Below are 25,828 nucleotides of genomic sequence, written 5' to 3' on the forward strand. Positions count from 1 at the left end.
TATTGCGGCACTTTTCCCTCTCTGACAACCATGACAACCAATATTATAGAGAAAAAGAAAATAGTAAAAAGATAGTATCGCCCGATAAAGAAAAAAGGTTTTCTGATGTCCGTTGTCGGAACTTCGTTGTCAGACCTTTCCTTGTCGGGCTTTTTTCATTTAAGGAGGAATATCGTATGACAAATATCGTGAACAGTACACTACCCACCCCAAATAACCATTCGGAGAAAAACAAACCGGATGGAGTTTTTGTGATTAAGCAAGGCAAAACAAATTATAAAGTCAAAGTGTTTTTTGACCATAGTAGCGGTTTGACTGCTGAGGACAGATTGAAACGCATTATTCAGGCAGAAGCAGAGGGAGAATCTGCGTAAGTAATATGAAAAATATCCATGCACCCCCTTGACAAAAGCTTTCAGAAGACACGCTCCTGTCTGCAATGGAGACTGCCGGAAACGATCAGTTTGACGATGACACCGAGAAGAAAGGTCTCGGAACACCCGCGACCCGCGCCGGTATCATTGAAAAGCTGGTGAAATCCGGCTTTGCAGAGCGCAAAGGCAAATCCCTCATTCCCACGAAGGACGGCTGCAACCTTGTCTGCGTCCTGCCGGAACAGATCACATCTCCCGCAATGACGGCGGAATGGGAAAACACGCTCATGGAGATTGAGCGCGGCAATGCGGATGCAGACGCATTCCTCAGCGGCATTGTCCGGATGACCGGGGATCTCGTGAAAGCCTATCCGTTTCTCTCCGATGCCGAAGCCCAGCGTTTCGGCACGGGCAAAGAGGAAATCGGCAAATGTCCCCGCTGTGGATCTCCGGTCTATGTCGGCAAGGGCAATTTCTACTGCTCGAACAAGGAATGCTCCTTCTGCCTGTGGGAAGACAACAAGTTCTTTTCCAGCAAGAAAAAGAAGCTGACCAAGAAGATTGCAAAGGAGCTGCTGGACAAGGGCTGGTGCCGCGTGACCGGGCTTTACACGCCGAAGAAGCCTCAGCTCTACGATGCGGTGATCCGGCTGGATGACAGCGGCGGCAAATACGTCAGCTTCAAGATGGAGTTTGATCGATGACCCACCCAAAGTATGTTGCTTCATGCAGCGGAGGCAAAGACAGCGTAGCGACGCTCCTGCTGGCTGCACAGCACAATGAGCCGCTTGACGAGGCGGTTTTCAGTGAGGTCATGTTTGATCAGGACACAAGCGGCGAAGTCCCGGAACACCGGGACTTCATTTATGACCGGCTCAAGCCCTTCTGCGAAAAGGAGCTGGGCATCAAGTTCACCATTCTCCATGCAGACAAGACCTACGATGAGGTGTTCCATCATGTCATCACCCGTGGACCGCACAAGGGTGTGGTTCGCGGCTTTGCATGGGCTGGTATGTGTGCAGTCAATCGTGACTGCAAAATCCCGCCAGTCCGCAAGTACAATGCCGCACTCTCGCCGGACACTGTGAGCTATGTCGGCATCGCGGAGGATGAGCCAAAACGCCTTGCTCGTCTGGATGGAATAACGAAGGTCAGTCTGCTTGCCAAATACGGTATGACCGAGGCGGACGCCTACAAGCTCTGTCAGGAACACGGGCTGCTTTCCCCAATCTACGCTCACTGCCGAAGAAACGGCTGCTGGTTCTGTCCCAACGCCAGTGACTCGGAGCTGCTGCACATGGTCACAAAGCACCCGGATATATTTGACCGGCTGATTGAATGGGAGAACGAGGATAACATCTTCCATCGTCGGATGACGCGCAGAGAAACCCCGTCTGAGGTAAAGGCTCGTTTACTGAGCAAATCCCAGACGGGGTTTTCTTCTCCCCGAAGCAAATACGAAATGGAGGTTTGATATGGCTGAAAACAGAAATGCACAGCAAGTCCGCGAAATCACGGACAAGCTGGAACAGGGCATCAAGGAGCTTTTTGAATCCGAGCGGTTCAAGGAATATCTCCGCACGATGTCCAAGTTCTACAACTATTCCTTCAACAACACGCTGCTCATTGCGATGCAGAAGCCGGAGGCAACCTATGTTGCCGGTTATACCTCGTGGCAGCGCAACTTTGACCGTCAGGTCATGAAGGGCGAAAAGGGCATCAAGATTCTTGCACCCGCGCCGTACAAGGCGCAGGAAGAGCGTGAGAAGATTGATCCTTTGACGCAGAAGCCGGTGATCGGCGCAGATGGGAAGGCTGTCACGGAAACGGTTGAGGTCCTGCGTCCTGCCTTCAAGGTGGTAAGTGTCTTTGATGTTTCCCAGACGGACGGCAAGGAGCTTCCGGACATCATCGTCGATGAGCTGAAAGGCACCGTCGAGAACTACGAGGCGTTCTTCGATGCACTCAAGCAGGAATCTCCCGTCCCCATTTCCTTTGAGGATATTCCGGGCGGCGCAAAGGGATTCTTCTCACCGGTTGAAAGCCGCATTGCCATTCAGGAAGGCATGAGCGAAATCCAAACGGTCAAGACCGCCATTCACGAGATCGCCCACGCAAAGCTCCACGCTGTAAAGCCGGACGAGAAAACCGCCCCCGAAGACAAGAAGGATCGTCACACCAAGGAGGTTGAAGCGGAAAGCGTAGCTTACACTGTCTGTCAGCGGTACGGCATTGAAACCTCGGACTACTCCTTCGGGTACATCGCCGGTTGGTCATCCGGCAAGGAAACCAAGGAGTTGAAAAGCTCTCTGGACACCATCCGCAAGACGGCGGCTGAGATGATCGAGGGCATTGACGCCAAGCTCAAGGTGCTGCTGGCAGAGAAAGCACAGTCCGCAGAGAAGGAAGTCGAAGCTCCCATAAAGGAAGCTGTTCCGGAGGAAAAGCCGGAAGTCCCCATTTACCGCGAGACAGCGAATTACGCCTATGAAGCCGGTGAGATGGAAGCATACCGTGCTTCTCTCGCCGCAAACGTGGAATGCCGCAGTGCGATTGAAGCGGCGATCAGTTCTAACTATGGGGACAACCGACTGGATGCGGATGCTGCCGTGAAAAGTGTCCTTGAGCAGTTCTCTCCAGAGCGCGTCCGGTATGTCCTCGCAAACACCATTCAGCAGAAAGACTTTGACGGGCGCATTCCCCAGCCCCTCAAGGAATGGGCGAAGAACGTTGAGGTCTGCCCTGAGAACGCCTCCCACTTCCTCGTGGACAAAGCCAATCCCGGACTGACCGCACTTTTCGTGGATGCGTTCCGTCAGCAGACCGAACCCCAGAAGGAAGTCACTTCTGAGAAAACAGAGGAAAGAGACCCGGAGGTCGTTGCGTGGGAGAACGATGAGATTACCTCTATCGAGGTAAAAACCGTGGAGGTCAAGCCTCCCGTTGTCCCCTTGCCGGAGGAAGCAGCGAAAGCACCGAAGGCACACCGCCTGACTGCCGAAGAGAAGGAAATCAAAGCCGCCGTCATGGACACGCTCAAGGGGCAGATTGCCTATAACAATGACGGTATGCGGGCGTCCTATCGCGCCTCTAACCATTCCTTCAATCTGCTGGCACGGAACGGCGTCAGGATCGAGGGCAACACGGTCACGCAGAACGGTGAGCCGCTGTTCAAAATCCATCGCCGTCATGCGGCGCGGAAAACACAGGGCTGCTACCGTGAGCTGATGCCGACGCTGGAATACGTCAAGCAGGAGCAGAAGCAGGAAAAGCCCTCTATCCGCGATCAGCTCAAAGCTGCCGCGAAAACGCAGCCGGAGAAGAAGTCCCCGGTCAAATCCAAAACACACGACATGGAGTTGTGAGAAAGGAGAAGCATGAAGAAATACACAGACGTTGACATCGTTGCGGAGCTGCAGAAGCTTGTGGATAGTCATGTAGACAGCTACAAGGAAGACTTCGACATCGACAAGCGCATCATCCGCCGCGCCGCCGAAAGCCAGAATCCCGAAGACAAGACGCTGATGTGGTTCTGCCGTCCGCATGGGACGCACTGCCTCAATGAAAATCAAGTCTTTATTCAGGGAACGCGAGATCACAACACCTTCCGCTTTTACGCGGAACAGACCTACGACGAATGCGTTGCCCGCGTCATTGTCCCGAAAGCCGTCAAGCGCGGCAAGGTCTTCGGAGATGTCTTTGAGATCAACTACCGGGAACAGGCGGCAAATGTGGCGCAGAACTCGGTTGCGCCGGATCACGACCGGCTGACCTTTGCAGACGGCTTTGTGCTGGAAGCCCCCTGCCGCAGCAGCTTCGATGCAGCAATGGCTCTGATCGGTGAGCATGGCGGCGTCAAGACCCACCAGACGCTCCCGAAGGACGCGGATGCTCTGGCGGAAGTGCTGTCCAAGCAGAAAACCCGCCGTGACAGACTGCCGGAGGCAGATAGGACGGAGGTGCTTTCGCCGCTCCCCGTCGCAGAACTCCGGAAGTACGAAGCGGTCAAAAAGGTACATCCCGACGCGCTGGTTTGCTTTGCCCAGAACGGCTATTTTGAGCTTTACGGCAAGGACGCGGAGAAAGCCGCGCCGCTTCTCGGCACAAAGCTCCTTGAGAAGAAGGTACGCGGCAAGCCCTCCATGCCGGTGACCGGCTTCCGTGAAAGCGCATGGGTAGCCGGTTCTCACAAGCTCTGGAAGTCCGGCGTGGATGTCTTTCTCAGCAAGGACGGCGAGACCTTCAAGGAACTCAAAGCCGCAGATTACATTCCTGTCGGTGCGACGCTGAATGTGGATGGGATCAAGTGCAGAATCGACGCGGTTGATTTTGCCGTCGATGAAGTCCGGCTGACGAATATCGAGGACAAGAACCGCCCCATTCGCTTTTCTGAAAGCATCCAGTATGTCCGCTCCTATGTGGAGGATGCCGGAACTGCCATCTACGACACCATCCCAAAGAAGCCCGCTGCCCGTGAATCCATCCGCGACAAGCTGAAATCCGCGCAGAAAGCCCAGCCGCCCCACACACCGAAGCCGCAGAAATTGAAAGGAAAGGATATGGAACTCTGATATGAAAAACTTTACCGTGGAAGAAATCAACCTGATGTGCTGCTTCAACACGTCCAGCCGGAAGCGGCTGATCGACGATATGAAGAGCGTCACCCTGAACGACATGGACGGAGAGATCGCAGAGCTGATGTATAAGACCATCCAGAAGCTCGAAGCCATGAGCGACGCGGAGTTTGAGGAACTGTATATCATGCCGGACGGCATGTTGGATGACTGAAAGGAGGATGCCTATGCCCGTATTAGACGGTGATTTTGAAGCCTTCGTCACGAACCTTGGCAAGTACAACGAGGGTATGCTGGTCGGTGAGTGGGTGAAGCTGCCCACCACCGAGGAAGAGATGCAGAAGGTCTTTGAGCGCATCGGGATCGGCAAGCAGGATGAGTTCGGTCAGCCCTATGAAGAGTGGTTTATCACCGACTACGAATGCCCCATTTACGGCGTTCAGAAGATGCTTGGCGAGTACGAGAGCCTTGATAAGCTCAACTACCTTGCCGCTTTGATTGACGAGCTTTCCCTGAGCGATCAGGAAAAGCTCGTTGCCATTATGGAGGCTGGCTGCGATGAGGTCAGCGACATCGACGATCTCATCAACCTGACGTTCAATCTGGACTGCTACGACATCATGCCCGGTATCAACGATGAATCCGACCTCGGCTATTATTACGCCCACGAAGCCGGTATCTACGCTGAAAAGGATCTCGGTCCTCTGGCAAATTACATCGACTATGAACGCTATGGGCGCGACATTGCGATGGATGAGCAGGGACGCTTCACCGATGAGGGCTATGTCCGTGTCGCAAGCGAGAGGTGGGACAGGCAGTTTAACGGGGAGCTTGATGATATTCCCGATGAATACCGGATCACCGGCTCAGGGGAAGTCACCGAGCGTGACAGCACCATCGCCGTTCTCATTGTTGAGCCGGGAAAGGAGCCTTATGTGAAGGAGATTGACTCCGGTCTGGAGTCCTTGCAGCATGAGGTCGGCGGTTACATCGAGGCAATTTATCCCTACGAAGACCCTGTTGCCTTAGTCTGCAACGAGGAAGGCAAGCTGGAAGGTCTGCCCCTGAACCGCGCTCTGCGGGATGAGGACGGTGACATCTACGACATTGTTGCCGGAACATTCTTGGTAGTCGGCTTGACGGATGACAGCTTCGGTTCTCTGACCGTAGAGCAGATGCAGAAGTTCTCCGACCTCTTCAAAGTTCCGGAGCAGTTTGTTAAGTTGGGCGATAAGATTGTTGCGATCCCCATGATCTCGAAGGAACAGCAGAAACAGGAAGTCGCCCAGCAGAAGGACTTTGAGATGAACGCCGAAATCTCCGGTCTGACGGTTGCCGGTCACATCGGGACGTGGCACACCATTGACCAGCACGAAGTCGGCGGTCACAGCTTTTATCTGATGGAGCATGACACCTACGGCGATGAGGCGGCTTGCATCATCGTCGATGAGCGCGGCAAACTCGTCCTTGATGATGTCTACAACGGCTTTGACGATGACACACTCCGCCTTCTTGACCTTGAAGTCAAGGAAGTGCCGGAAATGCCCGATCCCGCGCTCTCCGTTCAGGATATGAAGGACTACGGCTACGCATGGGCTGGCGTTCTTCCCGCCGGTCAGGAGGCGGCTGAGAAGGCTTTGGAGAAGGGCTGCGAGGTTTACCGTCTCTATTCCGATAACACCGAGGGCTTGTGCGTTGATGCCAAAGAGATTGCCGATCATGCGGCAAAGGGCGGAATGCTCGGTATCAGCAAGGGAAGCTGGATGGCGGCACTTGAGAAGGAAAACTACCTCAAGGCAGCGGAGATGTCGATGGAGGATGACTACGGCATGATTGACGGGATCATCAACAACGGTCCGAAGGAAGACAAGACCGCAGAGGTCAAAGCCCCCGAAAGGGGCGAAAAGTCCTCCATCATGGACAGGCTCAAGTCTGCAAAGGCTGAAAAGCAGAAGGAATGCTGCCCTCCCAAAAAGCACAAAGGAGAGATTGAGCTGTGAGCAGAAGTCAGAAATGGAGACAGGAGTGGTCGTTCTTCATCGGGGACAGCGGACGCCGGAAGTATAACCGCTTCTGCGTCCGCTGCGTCCATAGCTGCAAGCAGAGTTTCCGTGCCGATCTCATCGCCTGTCCGCACTTCTCCCGCAAGGCATCGCAGTGTAGACAGTTAGGGGTCGAAAAAGCCTGTGATTGCAAGCCTCAGAGCGGCGCAAATTGACCAGCCTAAGTGATTGTATTCCCTGCGCAGTTTCTTCTTTAGCGCGGAAATAAGTGTCGATTTCGGCACTTGTTTGAATGCCCGGAAAACGAACCAAGAGCCTCTGTCGATGCCCGGTTTGGGTGTCGGCAGAGGCTCTTTTTTTACGACATATTCAAAATAGCGGACAGCAGCTCTTGAACCTGTTGCCGGTATTCCGGCTTAATATCCGAAATACGTCTGGCAAGCGCAAGGGCTTCCGCTTCTGGCTCATCGGTCCCAAAGATAATTCGGTCCGCACTGACGCCCAGCAAACGGCAAAGACGCTGCAAGGCTTCAAGAGAAATACCGGAAGCACCACGCTCAATAGCACTCAGGTGATTCGGCGTCATGCCAAGCATTTCTGAGAGCGTGTCCTGCGTATAGCCCGCCTGTTCTCTTGCCACTTGAATATTGCCGCCGATTTCAATATTGATGTCCTTCTTCTCTCGCATAGCCTCACCACCTTTGCATTTAGTGTACCTAACGGCGGTGTCATTATCCACGGTACGCCGTCGTTGATTTTACTAACGACAATGCGTTGACTGTCCGTGATGAGGGTGATAGAATGGAGTTACCTACCAAAAGAGTGAAAGAAGGGGTGTCATGTCGCGCATTATTGAGTTTAGAAAGTCTGCTCAAAAAGCTGAAAAGCAATCCGTTCAAGGCAAGACTTGTGCGTTTACCGGTCATAGACCGCAGAGTCTTCCGTTCGGCTTTGATGAATCCGATAAGCGTTGTACTTCTTTGAAATCTGTTATGCGGGATCAGATTGTAGCACTCATCGAGAACGAGGGCGTCACGCATTTTATTACCGGCATGGCTCTTGGCGTCGATATGTACGCTGCGGAAATTGTACTCGATTTGAAATCAAAATACCCTCACATTACTCTGGAAAGTGCAATCCCTTGTGAGACACAAGCGATCAAATGGTCTATGGCTTCACGGGAACGGTATTATAATATCGCGGCAAAGTGTGACAAGGAGACCATGCTGCAACGGGAGTACACGTCGGACTGCATGGACAAGAGAAATCGGTACATGGTCGATCACGCCGATTATATTCTCGCAGTATGGAATGGATGCCCCAGCGGTACCGGGAACACCGTGAGATATGCCCACAAAAAGGGCAAATCTATCATCGTTATCAATCCGGTTTCCCTTGATGTCACGCGGGAATAAGGCAAAAATCCCACTCCTGAATCAAGCGTTGCGAAAACCGTGAAGTATTTCCCGATAGTGAATACACATTGCACTACTCGGTGATTATTGGAAACGTGTACGGCGTATGCTGCCCAGTGAACATCTCCACGGAACACATCGAATTTTCACGGCTTCGTAAAACGGAAAGTGTCACCTTATGAACAGTCCCTTGCCGAGAGAAAAATAAATCGCTGGAAACGGGAACGCCCCCGGCACTGTGCGTCTGGCACAGTGTCGGGGGCGTTTTTCCGTGTCTTAGTTATGAGACAGTTCATTTAGTGTGCCCTTCCCGGTTTCGTGGACAGTAAAAATGAAGAAAAAACAGAAAGAAACGCAGGATATCTTGTCGTATCACAGTCAGGCGGCGGGATGCTCAGACAAGGCACGCGCGAAGGCATCCGGAGGACGCCAGCCAATAGAGGAATGCGGGCGCACCGGGTTGTAAAAGGTCTCGATATAAGCGAAGACGTCTGCCATGGCTTGTGCCCTTGAGGCGAAATGGCGCAGATGGACGCACTCGCACTTGAGGCAGCTGAAGAAGTTTTCGGCCACGGCGTTGTCATAGGGATCGCCCTTGCGGGACATGCTTTGCCGGATGCCGAGGCTGGCGAGACGCTGACGGTAAGCGTAGGCGGCGTATTGGACGCCGCGGTCGGAGTGGAAGATGAGGCCGGGCAGAGGCTTGCGGCGCCGGACGGCCATGCCGAGGGCGGCGAGAGTGAGATTTGTGTCGATGCGGTCGGAGAAGGCGTAGCCGACGATCTGCTTTGTGCAAAGGTCTTTCACAACAGCGCAGTAGAGCCAGCCCTCGCCGGTGGGGATATAGGTAATATCGCCGACCCATGCGGTGTCTGGCTTGTCAAAGGAGAAGCGGCGCGCAAGGAGATTGGGCGCGATGGGGTGCGCGTGTCTTGAGTTGGTCGTGGCTTTGTAGGCACGCCTGCGTGTGGAGGAGATGTTCATCTCGTTCATCAGGCGGTGGATGCGCTTGCGCGAGCAGGAAAGCTGCGGGCGGATCAGGTGATACAGGCTGTCCAGCCCAAGGGCGGGATAACGCTGGTGCAGGCTCAGCAGCCGGCGTTTCAGTTCCTGATCCTTCTGCCGGCGCAAAGAGGGTTTGCGGCCCAGCCATTCGTAGTACCCGCTGCGGGAGACCTCCAGCAGTCGGCATACAAGTTCCACAGAGGCCCCCGCGCGGGCCGTACGGATGTACCGGTACTTGTCCTCTATGGTTTGGAAAGTATGCCGACGGATTTTTTTAGGATGTCAATGACCCCGTCTTTCTCTTCAAGCTTCTTGCGCAGTGCTCGAATCTCCGCCTCCAGTTCGCGCAGGCGTCTGGCGTCGCGGTTTTGGCGGTCTGCTTGCCCCGGCGATGGTGCGCCCGCCGCTTTCAGCCAGCTGCGCAGCGTGTCGATGCAGATGCCGAGTTCCGCGGCCACCTCCCGGCTGGGCCGCCCCTGCTCGGTGACCATCCGCACTGCCCCCGCCTTGAAGGCCTCATCGTAACGCGGCGGCGCTGGGTGTTTTCGTTCTTTGGTTGACATTTTTCATTACCCCTTTCCATTATACAGATTGTTTTTCTGTCCGGCAAATCGGGTATGGGGGCACATTTTTATCCTGTTCAAGCCGGTCGTATATCTCTATCTTCGGCGGCTCGTGTTCATTTTGAAAAATACGGAGCGGGACGCCGATCAGATATGCTACCTTTGACACAAGTTCATAGGTGCTGTCTTTGTAGGCAATCTGTTCTCCGGCATATTCGACGCCATTCAACATGACTGAATTGCCCATGATCTACTCCTTTCGATGGAACGCGGGTTATTGAGCGTACTTTTTGAAGTTTTCAGCTTGTTCCAGAACCTCCTTGTAGACATCATCAATGGTTACGGGGGGATAGTCAAATTCATCCAGTAGCAGTATGAGGTCAACTTGCAGATTTGCCTTAATGTCATCGCGGGTAGACCAGTCGGTGTATTTAGCTTTGTCATCGACAATAATCTTAATCCGCTTTGACAATTCAATCATCTTATCGTCCGGGTACTCGAACTCATACTTCTTGGCAACCGCCTTGAGAATGTCATAAAAGGCTTTTTCCTCGTAGTCAATTCCCATGCCCTTGAAGGAGTCTTTTTCCTTTTTGAGTTCTTCAAGGAGCTTCGCAAGCTGCTCCGCCACATCGTCAAGAACTTCATTAGCAAAAGCCTCATCACGACGGCGATTGTTGTACTCATCAACAACCCGCTTGAGGCGGTCTGAGAACTCCATGCCCATAATGCGGTTGACCTTTTTATACTCATCAATCGCTTGAGAAAGAAGCCTCTGCAACACCTTTATCTTTGTGTTTGGAAGTTGGATTGCATTGATCTTATCCAGATACTCGTCACTGAAAATATCAACAGAGATGTGCTTTCCCGTCTCAAACAGTTCCTCTATACCATCAGATTGAATTGCACCTTCAAGAAGTTCACGGACACGGGTATTCATTTGTGAAATGTCAGGGGCATCACCCTTTGTGAGTTTGAAAAGAATAGAGCGCACAGCACAGTAGAAGTGCAGATAGTCCTTTTCTTTATCAGAGATAGCCTCACTTGAACTGCATAGGTTGAACGCTTGTTTCATGCGTTTGACTGCCGCCATAAAGCGAGTTTCCAAATCTTCCGTGAGCTGTACATACTCAACAGCCCGATTGAGGCAAGCAAGCTGCTCTTTCGGTGAGCCGTTGAAGTAATCCGTGCTATTGAAGTTGTGGAACATCTGAGCCAAGACATCGAGCTGGTCTTTAACAATCGTGATAGACTGCTCGACGCCTTCAAACTCATCGCTCTCAAAGTTGGTGTATTTCTTGAGGGCGAGATTCATGTTTTTCTTAATGCCGATGTAGTCCACGATCAAGCCCTTGTCCTTGCCGGTATAGACGCGGTTGACGCGGGAAATCGTCTGGATAAGGCTGTGCTGCTGGATGGGCTTGTCGATGTAGATTGTGTCGAGTGCCGGTACGTCGAAGCCGGTAAGCCACATATCAACAACGATGGCAATTTTGAAGTTTGATTTAACGTTCTTAAACTGACGGTCAAACTCCTTGCGATCCTCTTTCGTTCCCAGCATTTCATATAGCTCAGGCTCATCATCTTTATTTCGCGTCATGATGAGCTTGATCTTCTCGATGGGTTTGAGTTCCTTTTTCTCTTTTTCCGTCAGTTGAACCCTGTCAGGGCAAATCTTTTTCTCTGCCCATTCCGGTCTCATTCCAACTATAATCTGATAAAAAGCGTATGCAATCTTGCGATTAGAGCAGACAAACATTGCTTTTCCTGCAACGGTAGCTCCTTCGGCAACGCGGGTCTCATAGTGGTTAATGAAGTCCTCCGCAACTGCGTGAAGTCGGTCAGGATCACCGATGATCGCATCAATATGAGCAACCGCCTTCTGGCTTTCCTCAATCTGATGCTCATTTGCACCTTCAACAGCACAGCGGTCATAATAATCTTCAATTTCCCGAACCTTTGCCTGATCAAGAGTGACCCGTGCAGCGCGTCCGTCGTAGACAAGGTTGACTGTGATACCGTCTTTGACCGCCTCTGTCATTGTGTAGGCATCGACAACCGGACCGAAGACTTCAATCGTGCCATCTACGGGCGTGCCGGTGAAACCGACATAGGTAGCATTGGGGAGAGAATCGTGTAGGTACTTTGCGAATCCATAGCTTCGCTCTACACCTTCGGCAGTGACCTTGACTTTCTGATCGAGGTTTATCTGACTACGGTGTGCTTCATCGGATATGCAGATCACATTCGCTCTATCCGTCAGAAGCTCCAAGTCCTCGGTGAACTTTTGGATGGTGGTCATGTACACCCCACCGCTTGCCCTGCCTTGAAGTTCCTGACGCAGCTTTTCGCGGGAATCAATGCTCACAACGGTTTCGTCACCAATGTACTTCTTGGATGCTACAAACTGCTTTGAGAGCTGGTCGTCCAAATCCGTTCGGTCGGTAATAATCAGGATTGTAGGGCTATGGAAGAAGGTACTCTTCATAAGCATTCTTGTGAGGAAGAGCATAGTATAGCTTTTTCCGCAGCCTGTCGCGCCGAAGTATGTGCCGCCCTTGCCGTCCCCCTCCGGTCTGAGATGTGCCTTGATATTCTCAAACAGCTTGACCGCAGCAAAATACTGAGGATAGCGGCAGACGATTTTGAGGTCTTTGTCCGAGCTATCAGGGAAATAGACAAAATCCTTGATGACTGCCAAAAGCCGTTCTTTGCGGAACAGTCCACTCACCATAGTTACAAGGGAATTGATGCCGTCCAATTCCTTATCGTCAGCTTCAATCTTTCTCCACGCATAGAAGAAGTCATACGGGGAGAAGAAGGAACCGTATTTATTATTTGCACCATCGCTTATGACGATGAAGGCGTTATACTTGAAGAGTTCAGGAATATCACGGCGATAACGCACGGTAAGCTGAGTATAGGCGTCCATGATCGTTGTGTTTTCTTTGACTGCGCTCTTGAACTCAAGCACAACAACAGGAATGCCGTTGATGAAGACAATCCCGTCCGGTATGCGTAGCTGGTTGTTGATGCCTTCAATTTCAAATTGATTGACGATCTTGAACACGTTTTTCTCTGGCTCATCAAAGTCAATCAGCTCAATGTAAATGTCTTTCTTTGTGTGATCCTCACGGTTGAAGATGAAGCCGTCACAAATCATTTTGCAGACTGCTTTGTTTGCTTCGTAGATCGTACCGGAAATAGACCTCAGGCGAAGGATGATGCTATCAACTTCGCTTGGGGTAAGTCCCTCTGAGGCATACCTGTTCAGGAGGTATTTCCGCAGATCGTCGATAAGCAGAACCTCAGAGCGTTCACGGTGGATCTGCTCACCATTCAAATAGATATACCCTTCATCTTGAAACAAATCCATGATGGACATTTCAAGAGAATGCTCATTGAAGTTCGCCATTATCATTTCCCCCTAACTGCCTCTGCATTTCTGCTTCAAAGGCTTTTTCACTTTGCTGGAAGTCGTACTCCTGATACTTCAAACCCAGACGTGCCAGCATGAGTGTACCTTCCCAGTCATCTATATTTGAGTATTGAGTTGCGTGGTTTACATCTGTGAGAATACCAAGAATCAAGCCCGTACAATCAAGCGCAAAGTCTATCATTTCCTGAACGTCCGGATAGGAAATAGGGTAACGATTCGGAAAGTTTTCACTGTTCACGATGCGCTTCTCATCGTTGTGGGCATAGAGTTTGTTTCTCTGCATTCGGATGTTATCTCTCTTTTTACTCAGTCCGTTGAACCGCTTCTGATATAGGTCTAAAAATTCTGGAAAAGTCAAATCCACCCGAACAGGAACATTGTCCGCATCAGGAATATCAAACGCGGCGAAGAGTTTTCTATCTGCCTCAACCCGATCCTTAAAAAAGCATTCCTCTTGCGGCTTGAGTTGGTGCTGATATGGGATCGGGTAGAAAAAGGTTGTTCCGTCATGATCCACCGTCAAAGTTTCTCTGTACTTCGGGAAAAGGTCTTGATTTCCCTCGCATTTAACAAGGAGGGTTCCAATGGACACGACACCATTCGAGGTATCATACAGTTTGGCAATCTCCATGAAACAGGCTTTCATCAGAGCATCATAGACTGTATGGTAGAATGCTGGCGAAACCTTCATCTCTTCGGCATAATTACGTTGGTTCTTCCGATACTGCTGCATGATCAGGTAGTAGGCTTTTGCGTCGAAAGCTCCCTGGTGAAGTTCTTCGGCAATTCTGATCAATGTTTCCTTGTCCATTTTCGTCCCTCCCTTCGTAGGAAAATGATAATTTAGCGGCTCAAATGCGAGCATATTTCAAGGAATATACAGCAAATAACGCTTCAATAACAGGCAAACTCAAAGATTACTCAGTTATGCAGTACGGTTACACTGAAACAGCTACCACCGAACCAGTTGGACCGAAGTTCTTGCGTATAACAGACATCGCTCAAAATTATATTGATTGGAATGGTGTACCATATTGTCCAATCAGCGAGGAAAATCATGAAAAATATGTTCTCTCGGAAGGCGATGTCGTTGTAGCTCGGACAGGAGCAACCGTGGGGTATGCTAAAATGGTCGGCAGAAATATTCCCGATTCTGTATTTGCATCGTTCCTTGTTAGAATAAGACCCATTGATGACGAATACAGATACTACTTTGGACTTGCAATTACATCTGCCGAGTTCCTTAATTTTGTTCAGACGAACGCTGGGGGTTCAGCTCAACCGCAAGCAAATCCTCCGCTTTTAGGGGAATTTGAGCTTTCTATTCCTAATAAGCAAAGTCTGCCAGAGTTCAACACAAAGATTTCCTCGTTTCTCGGAGTTATCGAGTCTAATGAAACGGAAATATCAAAGCTCCACGAGGTCAAAGATACAATGGTGAAGATGTTATCAAGCCGCTAAATTATCATTTACAGTCCACAACTCTCACCAGTGGCGAGAGTTTTACCACAAGGAACTGCCACTGATTGTCGTTCTCTGAGTTAAAACAAAGGAGAAACGACAATGAAAGAACATCTAATTCAAGAAGTGCAGCGGCAGATGCTTCCGTATCTGAACAATGCACAGCTCAAGCAGCTTAAAGCTGTACTTGAGAAGGCACTGACCGGCGTAACAGTCCATCGAGACAAAGCTGCTGATGTAAGTGAAAGCGTAGACACGGTTTCCTTGTTTATCACAGCCAAGCGAATTGAGGGCTGCTCGGAAAAAACGCTGAACTACTATCGCCAGACCATCTTTGCAATGCTGTCCGGCATTGGAAAATTGGCGCAGGAAATCACCACAGAAGACTTGCGCAGGTATCTCACGGACTACCAAACGCAAAGAAAATCCAGCAAGGTCACGATTGATAACATTCGCAGGATTCTATCCAGCTACTTCTCGTGGATGGAGGATGAAGATCATATCGTGAAAAGTCCGGTTCGCCGCATACATAAGGTCAAAACGGCAAAGGTAATCAAAGAGACTTATTCAGACGAGACTTTGGAGATCATGCGAGATAACTGCTCTTCTATCCGTGATCTCGCCATGATTGATCTGTTGGCATCCTCTGGAATGCGTGTCGGAGAAATGAGCGCACTCAACAGAGATGACATCAATTTCAACGAGCGCGAATGCGTAGTGTTCGGAAAAGGCAGCAAGGAAAGAATCGTTTACTTCGATGCCAGGACGAAGATTCACCTTCAAAACTATTTGGAGAGCCGTAGTGACAGCAATCCCGCTTTGTTTGTTTCTCTGGCATCCCCACATGGGCGGTTACAGATCGGCGGTATTGAAAGACGATTGCGGGAGTTGGGACGACGACTGGATTTGCCTCGTGTCCACCCACATAAGTTCCGAAGAACATTGGCAACATCAGCCATAGATAAAGGAATGCCCATAGAGCAAGTCCAGCAGCTCTTAGGGCATCAGAAGATCGACACGACCATGCACTATGCTATGGTCAAACAGCAAAACGTCAAGCTGGCACACAGAAAATACATAGGGTGAGGTGTCACAATGAAAGAAGGATATAGGCTGCTTGGAGACTTCATTCGCCAAGTCGATGTCAGGAACACAGACGGAAAAGAGGAAAACCTTTTAGGTGTTTCCGTCCAAAAGATGTTCATTCCCTCTATTGCAAACACGGTTGGTACCGACTTTACGAAATACAAGGTAGTCAAACGGGGGCAGTTTACCTACATTCCAGATACTTCTCGGCGTGGAGACAAAATTGGTATTGCTCTTCTAACGGATTATGATGAGGGGCTTGTCAGCAATATCTATACCGTTTTTGAAGTGAAAGATGAAAACGAGCTACTGCCCGAATACCTAATGCTCTGGTTCAGCAGACCGGAGTTTGATCGTTATGCACGTTTTAAGTCTCACGGCAGCGTCCGGGAAATTATGGACTGGGATGAAATGTGCAAGGTTGAACTGCCTGTCCCCTCTATCGAGAAGCAACGCAGCATTGTAAAGGCATACAATACGATTACGGATCGGATTGAACTCAAGCGGAAGATAAATGATAATTTAGCGGCTTAGCCAGCCAATCGAGAAAGCAGCAAATCAGATAGCTCTTGAAGCCGAATGATCTCACGGCTGTTTGTGAAAATGGTTTCAAAAATTGATGTAGCTTTTCGATTAAAGAGTTCTATCTGTTCAGTGACCGGCTTTGGAACTTCTATATTATTTAAGATTTCCTGCGTGAGCAACTGCTGACCAGTTCCAACGTGGTGATTGAAAAGATTCAGTCTCTTCAAAAGGAAATAATCGAAAAACTCATCCTTTGTGATTTTTGATTTTGCGAAAATTGCATTGTCGCTTACCCAGCATATTCCTTGTTCAAGGTAAACGCTTCCGCAATATGCACCAACACGACCGATTAGGACTGCGTTTTCAATGTTGTGATGGTCTGTGTAGGAAAGAACGCCATTTCCTCCGTAAACAGGGATAGGTCCATCTGTTTTCGGGCGCGATTTTCCGTTACCGAAAGTCATTAGCTCACCCAATTTGGAGTGTTCTGATGTGTCTTTTGAAAAAAACATCTTAGAATGCGACGCCGCCAGTACCGCTTCTAAATTATCATTTATCTCCTTCTTCATAGCAATTCGCCTTGTGATTGCTCGATAGGATTCTACTACATCAAGCTGCCGCTCGTAGGGAGGAACCGGGAGCTGAATGCGGCAAAGATCATCCCATGAGATGCCGCCACGAACACTGCCATCCGTCATGAACCAGCATTCACGGTCAAACTCCGGTCTACGAAACCACATCATCAAATACTCTTCATTTAAGACATCGCGGTCAATAATCTCAAACATGAAATACGCCGGAGAAACTATTGCGGCGTTGTCTTTCTCATAGAGCGCAATCGGAAGACGTTCATCGCGTCCAACGTGCATTGGGTTACAGGCAAATAGCCCCTTGCTGATCAGTTTATACCGACTCAAATCTGTGCCAATTACATTTGCGACGGAAGGCATAAACTCTTTGTCGATGCTTATGCCAAGAACAGTGCTGGTGACTTCCTCGGAGTTTCGATAATCAACAAGCCGAATGTGTTTACCAAGAGGTTCATAATTCGATTTCATAGCCCAGCTCCTTAAACACGGTCAACAGGTCTGCCTTTGACTTTTCTTCTGCAATGAGCAGATCACGCAGTTCACTTTGCAGCGCCTTCATTTTCGTATCAAAGTCGATGTTCTCATCGCGGTTTACAAACTCAATGTAACGGCTCGGAACAAGGGTAAAGCCCTTTTCAGCAACCTCATCGAAGGATGCGCTGTAACAAAATTCAGGCACATTCTGATAAGTTTCTTCATAGCCTTCCTGCTGCCATGCGTGATAGACGCCCGTGACTTTTGCACGGTCTTCTTCTGTCAGTTCAATATACTTCTTTTCATAAGGGCTTCCCATTTGCCGCAAGTCCATGAAAAGGATCTCGCGCTCACGGTTACGGAAGCGTTTTACTTCACCGGTTTCTTCAACCACACGAGCCTTTTTATTCTTGTTCAGAATCCAAAGCGTAACGCTGATGTCCGTGGTGTAGAAGAGGTTTCGGGGAAGGATAATGATTGCCTCGACGAGATTGTTCTCTATAAGCTGACGGCGGATTTTTAACTCTGTACCATCGTCAGATAGTGCGCCGTTTGCAAGCAGGAAACCGGCAACACCGTTCTGAGAGAGCTTTGAAACAATGTTCAGAATCCAGCCATAGTTTGCGTTGCTCGTGGGCGGAACTTCATAGCCGTCCCAGCGCGGATCATCAATCAGCTCATTATCACCACGCCATTCTTTCTGATTAAAAGGCGGGTTTGCCATAATGTAATCTGCCTTGAGGTCCTTGTGCTGGTCATTGGTGAATGTGTTCGCTGCCATTTCTCCGAGGTTTGCAGAGATGCCGCGAATAGCCAGATTCATTTTGCACAGCTTGTACGTCGTGTTTGTATATTCCTGACCATAGATAGAGACCTTCTTCTTGTTGCCGTGATGTGCCTCCACGAACTTCATTGACTGCACGAACATACCGCCAGAACCGCAACAAGGGTCGTACAGAATGCCATCATACGGTTCAATCATTTCTGCAATCAAATTGACAATACACTTCGGCGTATAGAACTCGCCCTTGCCCTTGCCTTCCGCAAGAGCAAACTTGCTCAGGAAGTATTCGTAGACCCGCCCGATAATGTCATTCTCTTTATCGCCGGTGTTGATCTTATCAATCTCGTCCAGCAGTGATGCCAGCTTTGCTGTGTCGATGTGAAGACGTGAGTAGTAGTTGTCCGGCAGTGCGCCTTTCAGTGCGGGATTCGCTTTCTCAATCGTATAGAGGGCGGTGTCGATTTTCAGCGCAATGTCATCCTGTTTCGCATTCTCCATGATGAAAGACCAACGGCTGATCTCAGGCAGGAAGAATACATTATCCTTCGTATAGAAGGCAACATTGTCAACAAACTTCTCACCGTATTTTTCAGAAATAGCTTTCCTTTGTGCCTCAAACTTATCGCTGGCAAACTTCAAAAAGAAGAGACTGAGAACGACGTGTTTATATTCTGCTGGCTCGACAGAACCACGGAGTTTATCTGCGGACTTCCACAGAGCTTCCTCCATAGAAATCTCCTTCTTCGGTGCCGATGCGGCTCGTGCCATATCAAAATCCTCCCTGTGTATTTATCTAACCTATTTTACAAAAAGAGCTGTACGAAAAACCGGACTCAGTTCTTGTCCGTTCGCACAGCCTCACATATATCTCCGATGTCACAGTTCAAGTAATCACAAATGCGCAGCAAAATAGAGAGGGACACTTCTTCCCCCTTATTCAGTTTTGTCCATGTTCCGGCAGACAGCCCTATTTCATGTCGTAGAGAAGCCTTCTTTATGTCGCGTTCCAGAAGAAGCATCCATAGTTTCTTATAGCTTATGCGCACGGCAACCATCCTTTCGCTTGCTTGCATTCAACATCGCTTATAATATTATACTGGATTTCGTTCTCAAAAGCAATCCGTTGATGCAGAAATTAAAGAAAAAGTTTCAACTTCTCGAACCTTCTCTTAAGGATGCAGGGCATCTCCGGTCAACAGGAGATGCCCTGCTTTTGAAAGGACTATTCGCGCTGTGTGCTGCGCAGATGATCACGGTCATGGTCAACAGAAGGAGCGAGAAACGTATCAACATTAGACTTGATCGTCTCTATTTGCTTTACTTCTTTTTTGAGCTTCACACGTTCATCATAGAGCCGCTGTTGCTCTTCAAGAAGTCGCTGCTGTTCCGCTTGCAGTGTCTTCAAGCTCGGCAGTTTTTCATCGCCCTGCATGGCAAGTAATGTGCTTCTCGCTGCCTCAAAGATCACAAGCTCGGCTTCGTGCTTTGCTTTGAAACCCGGCTTATCTTTTGCCTTCTGGAATGCGTCATATACGGGCTTGAGGCGCTGGTAGTTGGAGATGTTTTTGATAAGCGGCTGGACTTCCCGCAGACGTGCTTCAACGCCTTTCAGTTCCTTGCCGGTACGGTCATAGGAGCTGTGAACATCCTCGACCTTCTTCTCAAGATCGGCGTATTGAAGCAAGTTGTTTTCCGTGAGATAGTTGAGTGTCCGTGCCGCTTCCTTGAGGATAGTGAGCTTTGCTTTATGCTCGTAACCCTTGCTGTCGATGAGCCTGATCCGCGCCTGAATATCTCCGATAAGAGAGATGCCCTTCGGCGTGGCTTGTCTCTGACTTCTTCGGGGCGTCCGTCCGGCAATACGCTCCTTGATGCGTTCCTCGGTGTAGTTCTCTCCGATGGTCTTAGAACGGGTAAACCGCTCCTGACCTTCAGCGCGGAAGGAGATGTATTTGCCGGTCTTAATTTCATAACCGGCTTCCTGCATAAGCCGCAGAAAATCATCGTAGTCCTTGGCTGTGATGACAAGCCGGTCGATGGTTTGCTTGAACTTTTGCTTCCAGCTCGTGCCGCGTTTGGCTTCGGTGTACTCCTTGTAGCCCATGCCCTTGTTCTGAGAGGGAGGGATAACAGAGAGACCGTTTTCCTTACAGAGCCGGTCGCTGACCTCACGCATATCATAGTAAATCCGCTTGTAGCTCTTGTATGCGTGGTAGTCCATGAAGTCAACCGCATTGAAAATCAGGTGGTTATGAACATGATCCTTGTCAATGTGAGTGGTCAGCACATACTCATATTTTCCACCGAGGATTTCATCTGCAAACTGCTTGCCGATCTCGTGGGCAAGCTCCGGTGTGACCTCTCCAATTTCAAAGGACTGGATCACATGACGGGCTATGATCCTGACCGGATTCATCCCTTTTTGCTCGGCTATTTTCCGCGTCCACTCAAATTCCCGCGCTGCGGTCTCGCTGGCACAGCCGTAGGACGAGACCAGCAGCTTCTCGTCGGTCTTTTCGGGATTCAGAATGTACGCGATTGCCTTGCTCAAAGTTCCTCGGATTGCTTTGATTTTAGTAACTGCCATACTGCATCCATCTTTTCTTTCAGCTCGTCAATATCGTCCTGATAGAATCGTCCCGTCGAGTTGATCCTGCGGCAGACGGTATTGATGTTCACACCGATCTTGTTGATTTCGGCGGCGAGCTTTTTCTGCTCCGTGTAGTCCACAACGATGATGTAGCCGTCGATCAGCATCTTCCTTGCATACGCACCGAAGTTCTCCGTGCCGATCATCTCCATCTTCTTTGCAATCGTCCGTTCTTCCTGCGGTGTCAGCCAAATCTTCTTCTGAATGTCTCGTGTTCTTCGTACCATGCTGCGCCCTCCGTCGTAAAGATTAGAAGGGTTTGGGGCTATCCCAACAAGCAAAAATCTGATGTTAAGGGCAGGGTCCCCTTAACTGATTTTTCTCCGGTGGGTACTCACCGGATTTGCTTGCTAATCTCCCAAAATCGTATTCCCCGAAGATTCCTCCGTGAAATGTCCCTTCACTTTACAACGGACACAATAAGAGCGTTTGTTGAGTACCGGATTTCAAAAAAGTCAAAAAATCATTGGATTTCCCATGTGAAAGCCACGGTGTCCGACACGTCAATATCGTCCGGCTCGATCTCCGGCGCAGAGCATTTACTCATCGCCATAAGAGGCTGAATGCAGTCTTCAACCTCGTAGCTCGTTCTGGAATACACATTGAGTTCGCCCCAGTTGTAGTCGATGTTGAGCAACTGCCCAAGCGTACTTCCTGATGCTTTGCAAAGAATCTCCGCCTTCGCTCTGGCGTTCTCCGTCGCGCTGATCAGCAGCTTTTCGCTGACCGCTGATGGGTTTCTTACAGTGAATGCGATACTGAGTTCCGGCTTTGCACCGCAATCCGCAATCGCAGAAATGACCTTTGCAAGCTGTTTGCTGTCAAAGTCAAATGCAAGTTTCAAGCGATAGCTGCAAGCATATCCGACAAACTCTCGCTTGTAATTTCCTTGCCGATCCTTGACGTTCTCGTACCTTGTCTGGACATCAAAGCTCGTGGTTTTCAAGTCTTCTTTGTGATACCCAACGCAGACTGCGGCACCTTGCAGTCTTTCGATTCTCTCGGTAGCTTCCGACATTGCACGGTCATAGGTTTTAGATAAGGTTTCAATGTTCAAGGAGAGGATGATGTAATCCGGTCTTGCGGAGACATTGCCTGTCCCTTTTACGGTGATCGTTCTCATTGCTTTCTCCCGTCCTTTCTGGAATTAAAGTCCTCATCAATACGCTTTTTCCAATTCGTACCCAGTGGTACGCTGCAACGGACAGCAGAAACCGCTTCGCTCAGAACCTCATAGTTGAGCTGCGTTCCCTTATGGTCAGAGTGATAATTGACCGCTCGGTCTGCTCCAATACCGAAGTGCTTTGCCGTTTCAACTGCGTCAATATTTGCGCCGAGGAATAGAAACTCCCAGCCGTACTTTTCCTTCTGCCGCTCGATCATTTTCTTAACTGTCTCGCTGTCATAACGGCGGCTTGCATTCTCCATGCCGTCCGTTGTGATGACGAACAGCGTATGTTCAGGGACATCCTCATTTCTTGCGTACTTGTGGACATTCCCAATGTGATGAATCGCTCCGCCGATAGCATCCAGAAGCGCGGTGCAGCCGCGAACGGAATAGTCCCTGTCGGTCATCGGCTCCACCTTCTGAACCGGCACACGGTCATGGATAACCTCGCTCACGTTGTCAAAGAGAACGGTAGAGATCAATGCCTCGCCATTCTCTTTTTTCTGCTTTTCAATCATGGAGTTGAATCCTCCGATGGTGTCTGTTTCCAGTCCGCTCATAGAGCCGCTGCGATCAAGGATGAATACGATCTCCGTCAAGTTCTTTCTCATGTTTTGTACCTCCGTATATAAAAATATGACTGCTTGGTGTCTCACCTTACAGTCATATTGTACTTCGGTATTCACTTCATTTGGTCGTATGGCAAGCGACATTATTCTAAGGACAAGAACAGCTCTCCGTCAATGCTTAGGATGTCATCCATCGGAATCTTCGTGCCGTCCTGCATGGTAATCAGGCGCTCAAAGTCATCAACCTTTATGACTGCGCCGGTTGCAGTTACATACGCACCGCCAGCTTTGCGCTCATCAGGTTTGAAGTAGGTTATTTCAACCTCCGGCTCTTCATCAAGGGCATCCATGAGGAGCTGATACCTCATGTTCAAAGCGGTCAAGGCTCCCTCATCAAGCTCAATCCTTTCGTCGGTCAGACGTCCGGTTTCCTTGATTGCAGAATCATAGCCGGTGAGGGCGGCAAAGGGCGCAAACTGCGCTGCACGATCTGACATCGGCATTTGTGGTCGCGTTTTGGAAACGTGGTGAGGAAGTCCCATGATCTCGTCGTATTTTCCGTTCACGCCTTATGCCCTCCAATCTGCGCATTGCGGTCTTTCGCGGTTGCACCTTCTTCAAGATTCATTGCCTTGAGGATGGCGTTCTTTCCATACTTCTTCTTGATGGCAAGCGTGGCGGCTTGTATCTTCCGCTCACGCTCCAAAGCGGCATCTTCGGCTTTCTGCTTTTCCTCTTCGGCGGCATAGTCGGTAAAGAGGTCGAGCTGGACAACCCCGTCATTTTTCTTCGGCGTGTCCGCTTCCGGCAGGACGTGATTTGCCACAACATACATACGGCGGACGAGCAGATTCTTATCCACGATCCGGTCGAAGAGTTCTGACACAGCACACATTATTTTGCGAGTAGATGATGTGTGACCGTCGAGATTGATAGAGCCGTGCGCCTGTTTCGGAATCTGCCTCCCATAATGATCTGTCTCAACCGCGCCGTGATACTTTGCCCGTCGTGCCGGATCGGTCAGGTTCTCAATGTCGTAGCCGACTGTGAGAACCATCTGGTCGGTAACAAGCCCCTTGTCCACCAAGTCCAGCACAAGCAAGTCCGTCATCTCGCGGATGACGAGCTTCGCTTTATCTGCCTCATAGGGGCAGTGCAAAACCTGACCGGAGCTGAGGCTGTTGGAGCTGGGGCGGTACGCCTTGATTGCTTCAATGGTGGTCGGTTCCCAGCCCCACGCATGGTCGATGAGCAATTCCGCATTCTTGCCGAACAGCTTATAAAGCAAGTCCTCATTCCGCTCTGAACAGAGGGCAACATCGCCCATTGTGAACATCCCGTTCTGCTCAAGTTTTTTCGCAATACCTCGACCCACGCGCCAGAAATCCGTGAGAGGCTGGTGCGCCCAAAGCTCACGCCGGAACTTCATTTCATCCAGCTCCGCAATGCGGACGCCGTTTTTGTCGGCGGGGATGTGTTTCGCCACAATGTCCATTGCCACCTTGCAGAGAAAGAGATTCGTCCCAATCCCAGCGGTTGCCGTGATGCCGGTTGTCTCAAGCACGTCGAGGATGATCTTCATGGCGAGGTCATGTGCTGAGAGCTTGTAGGTATTCAGGTAGTCCGTCACGTCCATGAACACCTCGTCGATGGAGTAGACCACAATATCTTCCGGGGCAATATACTTGAGATAAACCTGATAGATGCGGGTGCTGTACTCCATGTAGTACGCCATCCGAGGCGGCGCGATGATGAAGTCAATCGACAGAGACGGGTTTGCTTGCAGCTCCGAGAAGAAGTGCGATGTGCCGTCCAGTCTGCGTCCCGGTGCGTCGTGCTGCCGTCCGGCATTCGCTTCCTTCACGCGCTGTTTGACTTCAAATAGCCGCCCGCGTCCGGAGATGCCGTAGCTCTTGAGAGAGGGAGTAACGGCAAGGCAGATGGTCTTATCCGTCCGGCTCTCATCTGCAACAACGAGGTTTGTGTCCAGAGGATCTAAGCCGCGCTCCCGGCACTCCACGGAGGCGTAGAAAGATTTCAGGTCGATTGCGATATAGGTGTGTTGTTTCATCTTCTAAGCCTCCTTCATAGTCAGATTATGCTCCTATCAAGCTCTGGTCAAAAGCAAACAGAGCCTCGTTGATCTCAAAGACGTTATAGTTCCCATGCTCCACGAAATACTCCACGATGATGTCAAACTTGTTGGAGTGGGAAAGTGCAAAGCCCGCCTTCATGAGCATATCCTTCATTTCGGAAAGTGGCAGCTCAAGAGCGATGGCAAATGCAATGACGGTGGGCTTGGAAGGCTTGTAGGACTTGTCCGAGCGGATCTTCGAGAAGAGTTTCCGGTCAATATTTGCCTTCTTGTAGCACTGCGCGTCCGTCATGCCGCGTTCGTCAATCTTCCGCAGCAGCATCTCGGAAAAGCTCTCATCGATCTGTTCCAGTGCATCGTCGAGAGTTGCCGCCTTTTTAGGAGCAGCCGCCACAGAGACAGGAGGGATGAGCTGTTCGATTGCATCTTCATCGCAGACGGATGACTCGCAAGGCATCGGCTCTTCCATCCGGAAGGCACTCATTCTGCGCAGCCGCTCAGAACGAGGATCGGTATGCTCATCCACATAGCGGTCGTCTATGTACGCTGCAATGTCGGCAAACAGCTTGCCGCTGATCTGATAGGCTTTGCGGTCGAAAATGACGATGTACACCGTCATTTCGTTTTCAAGAAGGAAACTGCTGATGGTGTCAATCGCCACTTTGAGAGCCTGATCCTTCGGATAGCCGAAAATGCCGGAGGAAATCAGCGGGAACGCAACCGACTCGCATCCGTATTTCTTCGCCAGCATGAGCGATGTCCGATAGCAGGAGATCAGCAGTTCGCACTCACCGTGCCGCCCGTCATACCAGCGCGGACCGACTGCGTGAATGACATATTTGCAGGGCAGCTTGTAGCCCTTCGTGATTTTTGCGCTCCCGGTTTTGCAGCCGTGGAGCGTTTCACATTCCGCCAGCAGCTCCGGTCCTGCAGCGCGATGAATGCAGCCGTCCACACCGCCGCCACCCAGCAGCGACTCGTTGGCAGCATTGACGATGGCGTCCACCTTCATTTTTGTGATGTCATTTCTGACGATTTGAAGCGGCATGATCA

At 50.2% G+C, this 25,828-nt stretch carries 26 protein-coding genes and 1 pseudogene; 11 read left to right on the top strand and 16 right to left on the bottom strand.

Annotated features, from left to right (window positions below; all coding sequences use genetic code 11):
- The first annotated feature begins 176 nt into the window (after positions 1-176).
- The 7 genes from NQ490_RS12415 (at position 177) to NQ490_RS12445 (ending at position 6,948) form a co-directional block, all read left to right on the top strand.
- On the top strand, positions 177-374 hold the full coding sequence (locus NQ490_RS12415) for a hypothetical protein (RefSeq protein ID WP_040917489.1): 198 nt from the start codon (positions 177-179) through the stop codon (positions 372-374).
- A gap of 65 nt (positions 375-439) precedes the next feature.
- Positions 440-1,078 (top strand): DNA topoisomerase, encoded by a 639-nt coding sequence (locus NQ490_RS12420; protein WP_007046121.1) that lies wholly within the window; start codon positions 440-442, stop codon positions 1,076-1,078.
- On the top strand, positions 1,075-1,848 hold the full coding sequence (locus NQ490_RS12425; protein WP_007046122.1) for a hypothetical protein: 774 nt from the start codon (positions 1,075-1,077) through the stop codon (positions 1,846-1,848). Before NQ490_RS12420 ends, NQ490_RS12425 begins: the two co-directional genes overlap by 4 nt.
- 1 nt (position 1,849) lies before the next feature.
- Complete coding sequence (locus NQ490_RS12430) at positions 1,850-3,739, top strand: DUF3849 domain-containing protein (RefSeq protein ID WP_007046123.1); 1,890 nt, start codon at positions 1,850-1,852, stop codon at positions 3,737-3,739.
- Positions 3,740-3,751: 12 nt separating this feature from the next.
- Positions 3,752-4,945, top strand: coding sequence for a MutS N-terminal domain-containing protein (locus tag NQ490_RS12435; RefSeq protein ID WP_007046124.1), 1,194 nt, complete (start codon positions 3,752-3,754; stop codon positions 4,943-4,945).
- Between the two features lies 1 nt (position 4,946).
- The gene (locus tag NQ490_RS12440) at positions 4,947-5,162 is read left to right on the top strand and encodes a transposon-transfer assisting family protein (RefSeq protein ID WP_007046125.1); all 216 of its coding nucleotides are present in this window, start codon (positions 4,947-4,949) and stop codon (positions 5,160-5,162) included.
- A 13-nt stretch (positions 5,163-5,175) separates the two neighbouring features.
- Positions 5,176-6,948, top strand: coding sequence for an antirestriction protein ArdA (locus NQ490_RS12445; protein WP_242654969.1), 1,773 nt, complete (start codon positions 5,176-5,178; stop codon positions 6,946-6,948).
- Positions 6,949-7,309: 361 nt separating this feature from the next.
- Here the strand turns inward: NQ490_RS12445 and NQ490_RS12450 are convergent, their stop codons facing one another.
- A complete protein-coding gene (locus tag NQ490_RS12450; RefSeq protein WP_006573527.1) occupies positions 7,310-7,639 on the bottom strand; it encodes a helix-turn-helix domain-containing protein in 330 nt (109 codons plus the stop codon).
- A gap of 151 nt (positions 7,640-7,790) precedes the next feature.
- On the opposite strand from NQ490_RS12450, the gene NQ490_RS12455 reads away from it, so the two are divergent.
- Positions 7,791-8,366 carry an SLOG family protein gene (locus tag NQ490_RS12455; protein WP_007046127.1) on the top strand — a complete coding sequence of 192 codons (576 nt, stop codon included), beginning with the start codon at positions 7,791-7,793 and terminating at the stop codon, positions 8,364-8,366.
- A 378-nt stretch (positions 8,367-8,744) separates the two neighbouring features.
- Here NQ490_RS12455 and NQ490_RS12460 read toward each other — a convergent pair whose 3' ends face one another.
- The 5 genes and pseudogenes from NQ490_RS12460 to NQ490_RS12480 form a co-directional block, all read right to left on the bottom strand.
- The gene (locus NQ490_RS12460) at positions 8,745-9,641 is read right to left on the bottom strand and encodes an IS3 family transposase (RefSeq protein ID WP_119972708.1); all 897 of its coding nucleotides are present in this window, start codon (positions 9,639-9,641) and stop codon (positions 8,745-8,747) included.
- Positions 9,614-9,934, bottom strand: coding sequence for a transposase (locus tag NQ490_RS12465; protein WP_007046129.1), 321 nt, complete (start codon positions 9,932-9,934; stop codon positions 9,614-9,616). The genes NQ490_RS12460 and NQ490_RS12465 overlap by 28 nt, the downstream gene beginning before the upstream one ends.
- A gap of 64 nt (positions 9,935-9,998) precedes the next feature.
- Positions 9,999-10,181, bottom strand: a pseudogene (locus NQ490_RS12470) (hypothetical protein); the annotation flags it as partial.
- A gap of 27 nt (positions 10,182-10,208) precedes the next feature.
- Positions 10,209-13,349: a type I restriction endonuclease subunit R gene (locus NQ490_RS12475; protein WP_007046131.1), complete on the bottom strand. Its 3,141-nt coding sequence runs from the start codon at positions 13,347-13,349 to the stop codon at positions 10,209-10,211.
- Positions 13,333-14,184, bottom strand: a complete 852-nt coding sequence (locus tag NQ490_RS12480) for an AbiU2 domain-containing protein (RefSeq protein WP_040917491.1) — start codon at positions 14,182-14,184, stop codon at positions 13,333-13,335. Before NQ490_RS12480 ends, NQ490_RS12475 begins: the two co-directional genes overlap by 17 nt.
- Before the next feature lie 116 nt (positions 14,185-14,300).
- On the opposite strand from NQ490_RS12480, the gene NQ490_RS12485 reads away from it, so the two are divergent.
- The 3 genes from NQ490_RS12485 to NQ490_RS12495 all read left to right on the top strand — a co-directional run bounded on the left by NQ490_RS12485 (position 14,301) and on the right by NQ490_RS12495 (position 16,454).
- The gene (locus tag NQ490_RS12485; protein ID WP_238047105.1) at positions 14,301-14,834 is read left to right on the top strand and encodes a restriction endonuclease subunit S; all 534 of its coding nucleotides are present in this window, start codon (positions 14,301-14,303) and stop codon (positions 14,832-14,834) included.
- A gap of 102 nt (positions 14,835-14,936) precedes the next feature.
- Positions 14,937-15,920, top strand: a complete 984-nt coding sequence (gene xerA, locus NQ490_RS12490; RefSeq protein ID WP_007046134.1) for a site-specific tyrosine recombinase/integron integrase — start codon at positions 14,937-14,939, stop codon at positions 15,918-15,920.
- Positions 15,921-15,929: 9 nt separating this feature from the next.
- Positions 15,930-16,454 (top strand): restriction endonuclease subunit S, encoded by a 525-nt coding sequence (locus NQ490_RS12495; RefSeq protein ID WP_007046135.1) that lies wholly within the window; start codon positions 15,930-15,932, stop codon positions 16,452-16,454.
- Here NQ490_RS12495 and NQ490_RS12500 read toward each other — a convergent pair.
- The 10 genes from NQ490_RS12500 to NQ490_RS12545 form a co-directional block, all read right to left on the bottom strand.
- Positions 16,451-17,503 carry a restriction endonuclease subunit S gene (locus NQ490_RS12500; RefSeq protein WP_007046136.1) on the bottom strand — a complete coding sequence of 351 codons (1,053 nt, stop codon included), beginning with the start codon at positions 17,501-17,503 and terminating at the stop codon, positions 16,451-16,453. The genes NQ490_RS12495 and NQ490_RS12500 overlap by 4 nt on opposite strands.
- The gene (locus NQ490_RS12505) at positions 17,487-19,061 is read right to left on the bottom strand and encodes a type I restriction-modification system subunit M (RefSeq protein WP_007046137.1); all 1,575 of its coding nucleotides are present in this window, start codon (positions 19,059-19,061) and stop codon (positions 17,487-17,489) included. The genes NQ490_RS12500 and NQ490_RS12505 overlap by 17 nt, the downstream gene beginning before the upstream one ends.
- A 65-nt stretch (positions 19,062-19,126) precedes the next feature.
- Entirely contained in the window at positions 19,127-19,366 is a 240-nt protein-coding gene (locus NQ490_RS12510; RefSeq protein WP_007046138.1) for a helix-turn-helix domain-containing protein, read from the bottom strand.
- 149 nt (positions 19,367-19,515) lie between these two features.
- On the bottom strand, positions 19,516-20,880 hold the full coding sequence (locus NQ490_RS12515; protein ID WP_040917493.1) for a relaxase/mobilization nuclease domain-containing protein: 1,365 nt from the start codon (positions 20,878-20,880) through the stop codon (positions 19,516-19,518).
- A complete protein-coding gene (locus NQ490_RS12520; protein ID WP_005934759.1) occupies positions 20,841-21,170 on the bottom strand; it encodes a plasmid mobilization protein in 330 nt (109 codons plus the stop codon). Before NQ490_RS12520 ends, NQ490_RS12515 begins: the two co-directional genes overlap by 40 nt.
- Positions 21,171-21,406: 236 nt before the next feature.
- Positions 21,407-22,066 (bottom strand): SIMPL domain-containing protein, encoded by a 660-nt coding sequence (locus NQ490_RS12525; RefSeq protein ID WP_007046140.1) that lies wholly within the window; start codon positions 22,064-22,066, stop codon positions 21,407-21,409.
- Positions 22,063-22,722 (bottom strand): vWA domain-containing protein, encoded by a 660-nt coding sequence (locus tag NQ490_RS12530; protein WP_040917494.1) that lies wholly within the window; start codon positions 22,720-22,722, stop codon positions 22,063-22,065. Before NQ490_RS12530 ends, NQ490_RS12525 begins: the two co-directional genes overlap by 4 nt.
- A gap of 101 nt (positions 22,723-22,823) precedes the next feature.
- The gene (locus tag NQ490_RS12535; protein WP_008396798.1) at positions 22,824-23,246 is read right to left on the bottom strand and encodes a hypothetical protein; all 423 of its coding nucleotides are present in this window, start codon (positions 23,244-23,246) and stop codon (positions 22,824-22,826) included.
- Positions 23,243-24,751, bottom strand: a complete 1,509-nt coding sequence (locus tag NQ490_RS12540; protein WP_007046143.1) for a Y-family DNA polymerase — start codon at positions 24,749-24,751, stop codon at positions 23,243-23,245. Before NQ490_RS12540 ends, NQ490_RS12535 begins: the two co-directional genes overlap by 4 nt.
- A 25-nt stretch (positions 24,752-24,776) precedes the next feature.
- Positions 24,777-25,823: an O-acetyl-ADP-ribose deacetylase gene (locus NQ490_RS12545; RefSeq protein WP_007046144.1), complete on the bottom strand. Its 1,047-nt coding sequence runs from the start codon at positions 25,821-25,823 to the stop codon at positions 24,777-24,779.
- Positions 25,824-25,828 lie beyond the last annotated feature (5 nt).

Source organism: Subdoligranulum variabile (assembly GCF_025152575.1).
Taxonomy (GTDB): Bacteria; Bacillota; Clostridia; order Oscillospirales; family Ruminococcaceae; genus Gemmiger; species Gemmiger variabilis.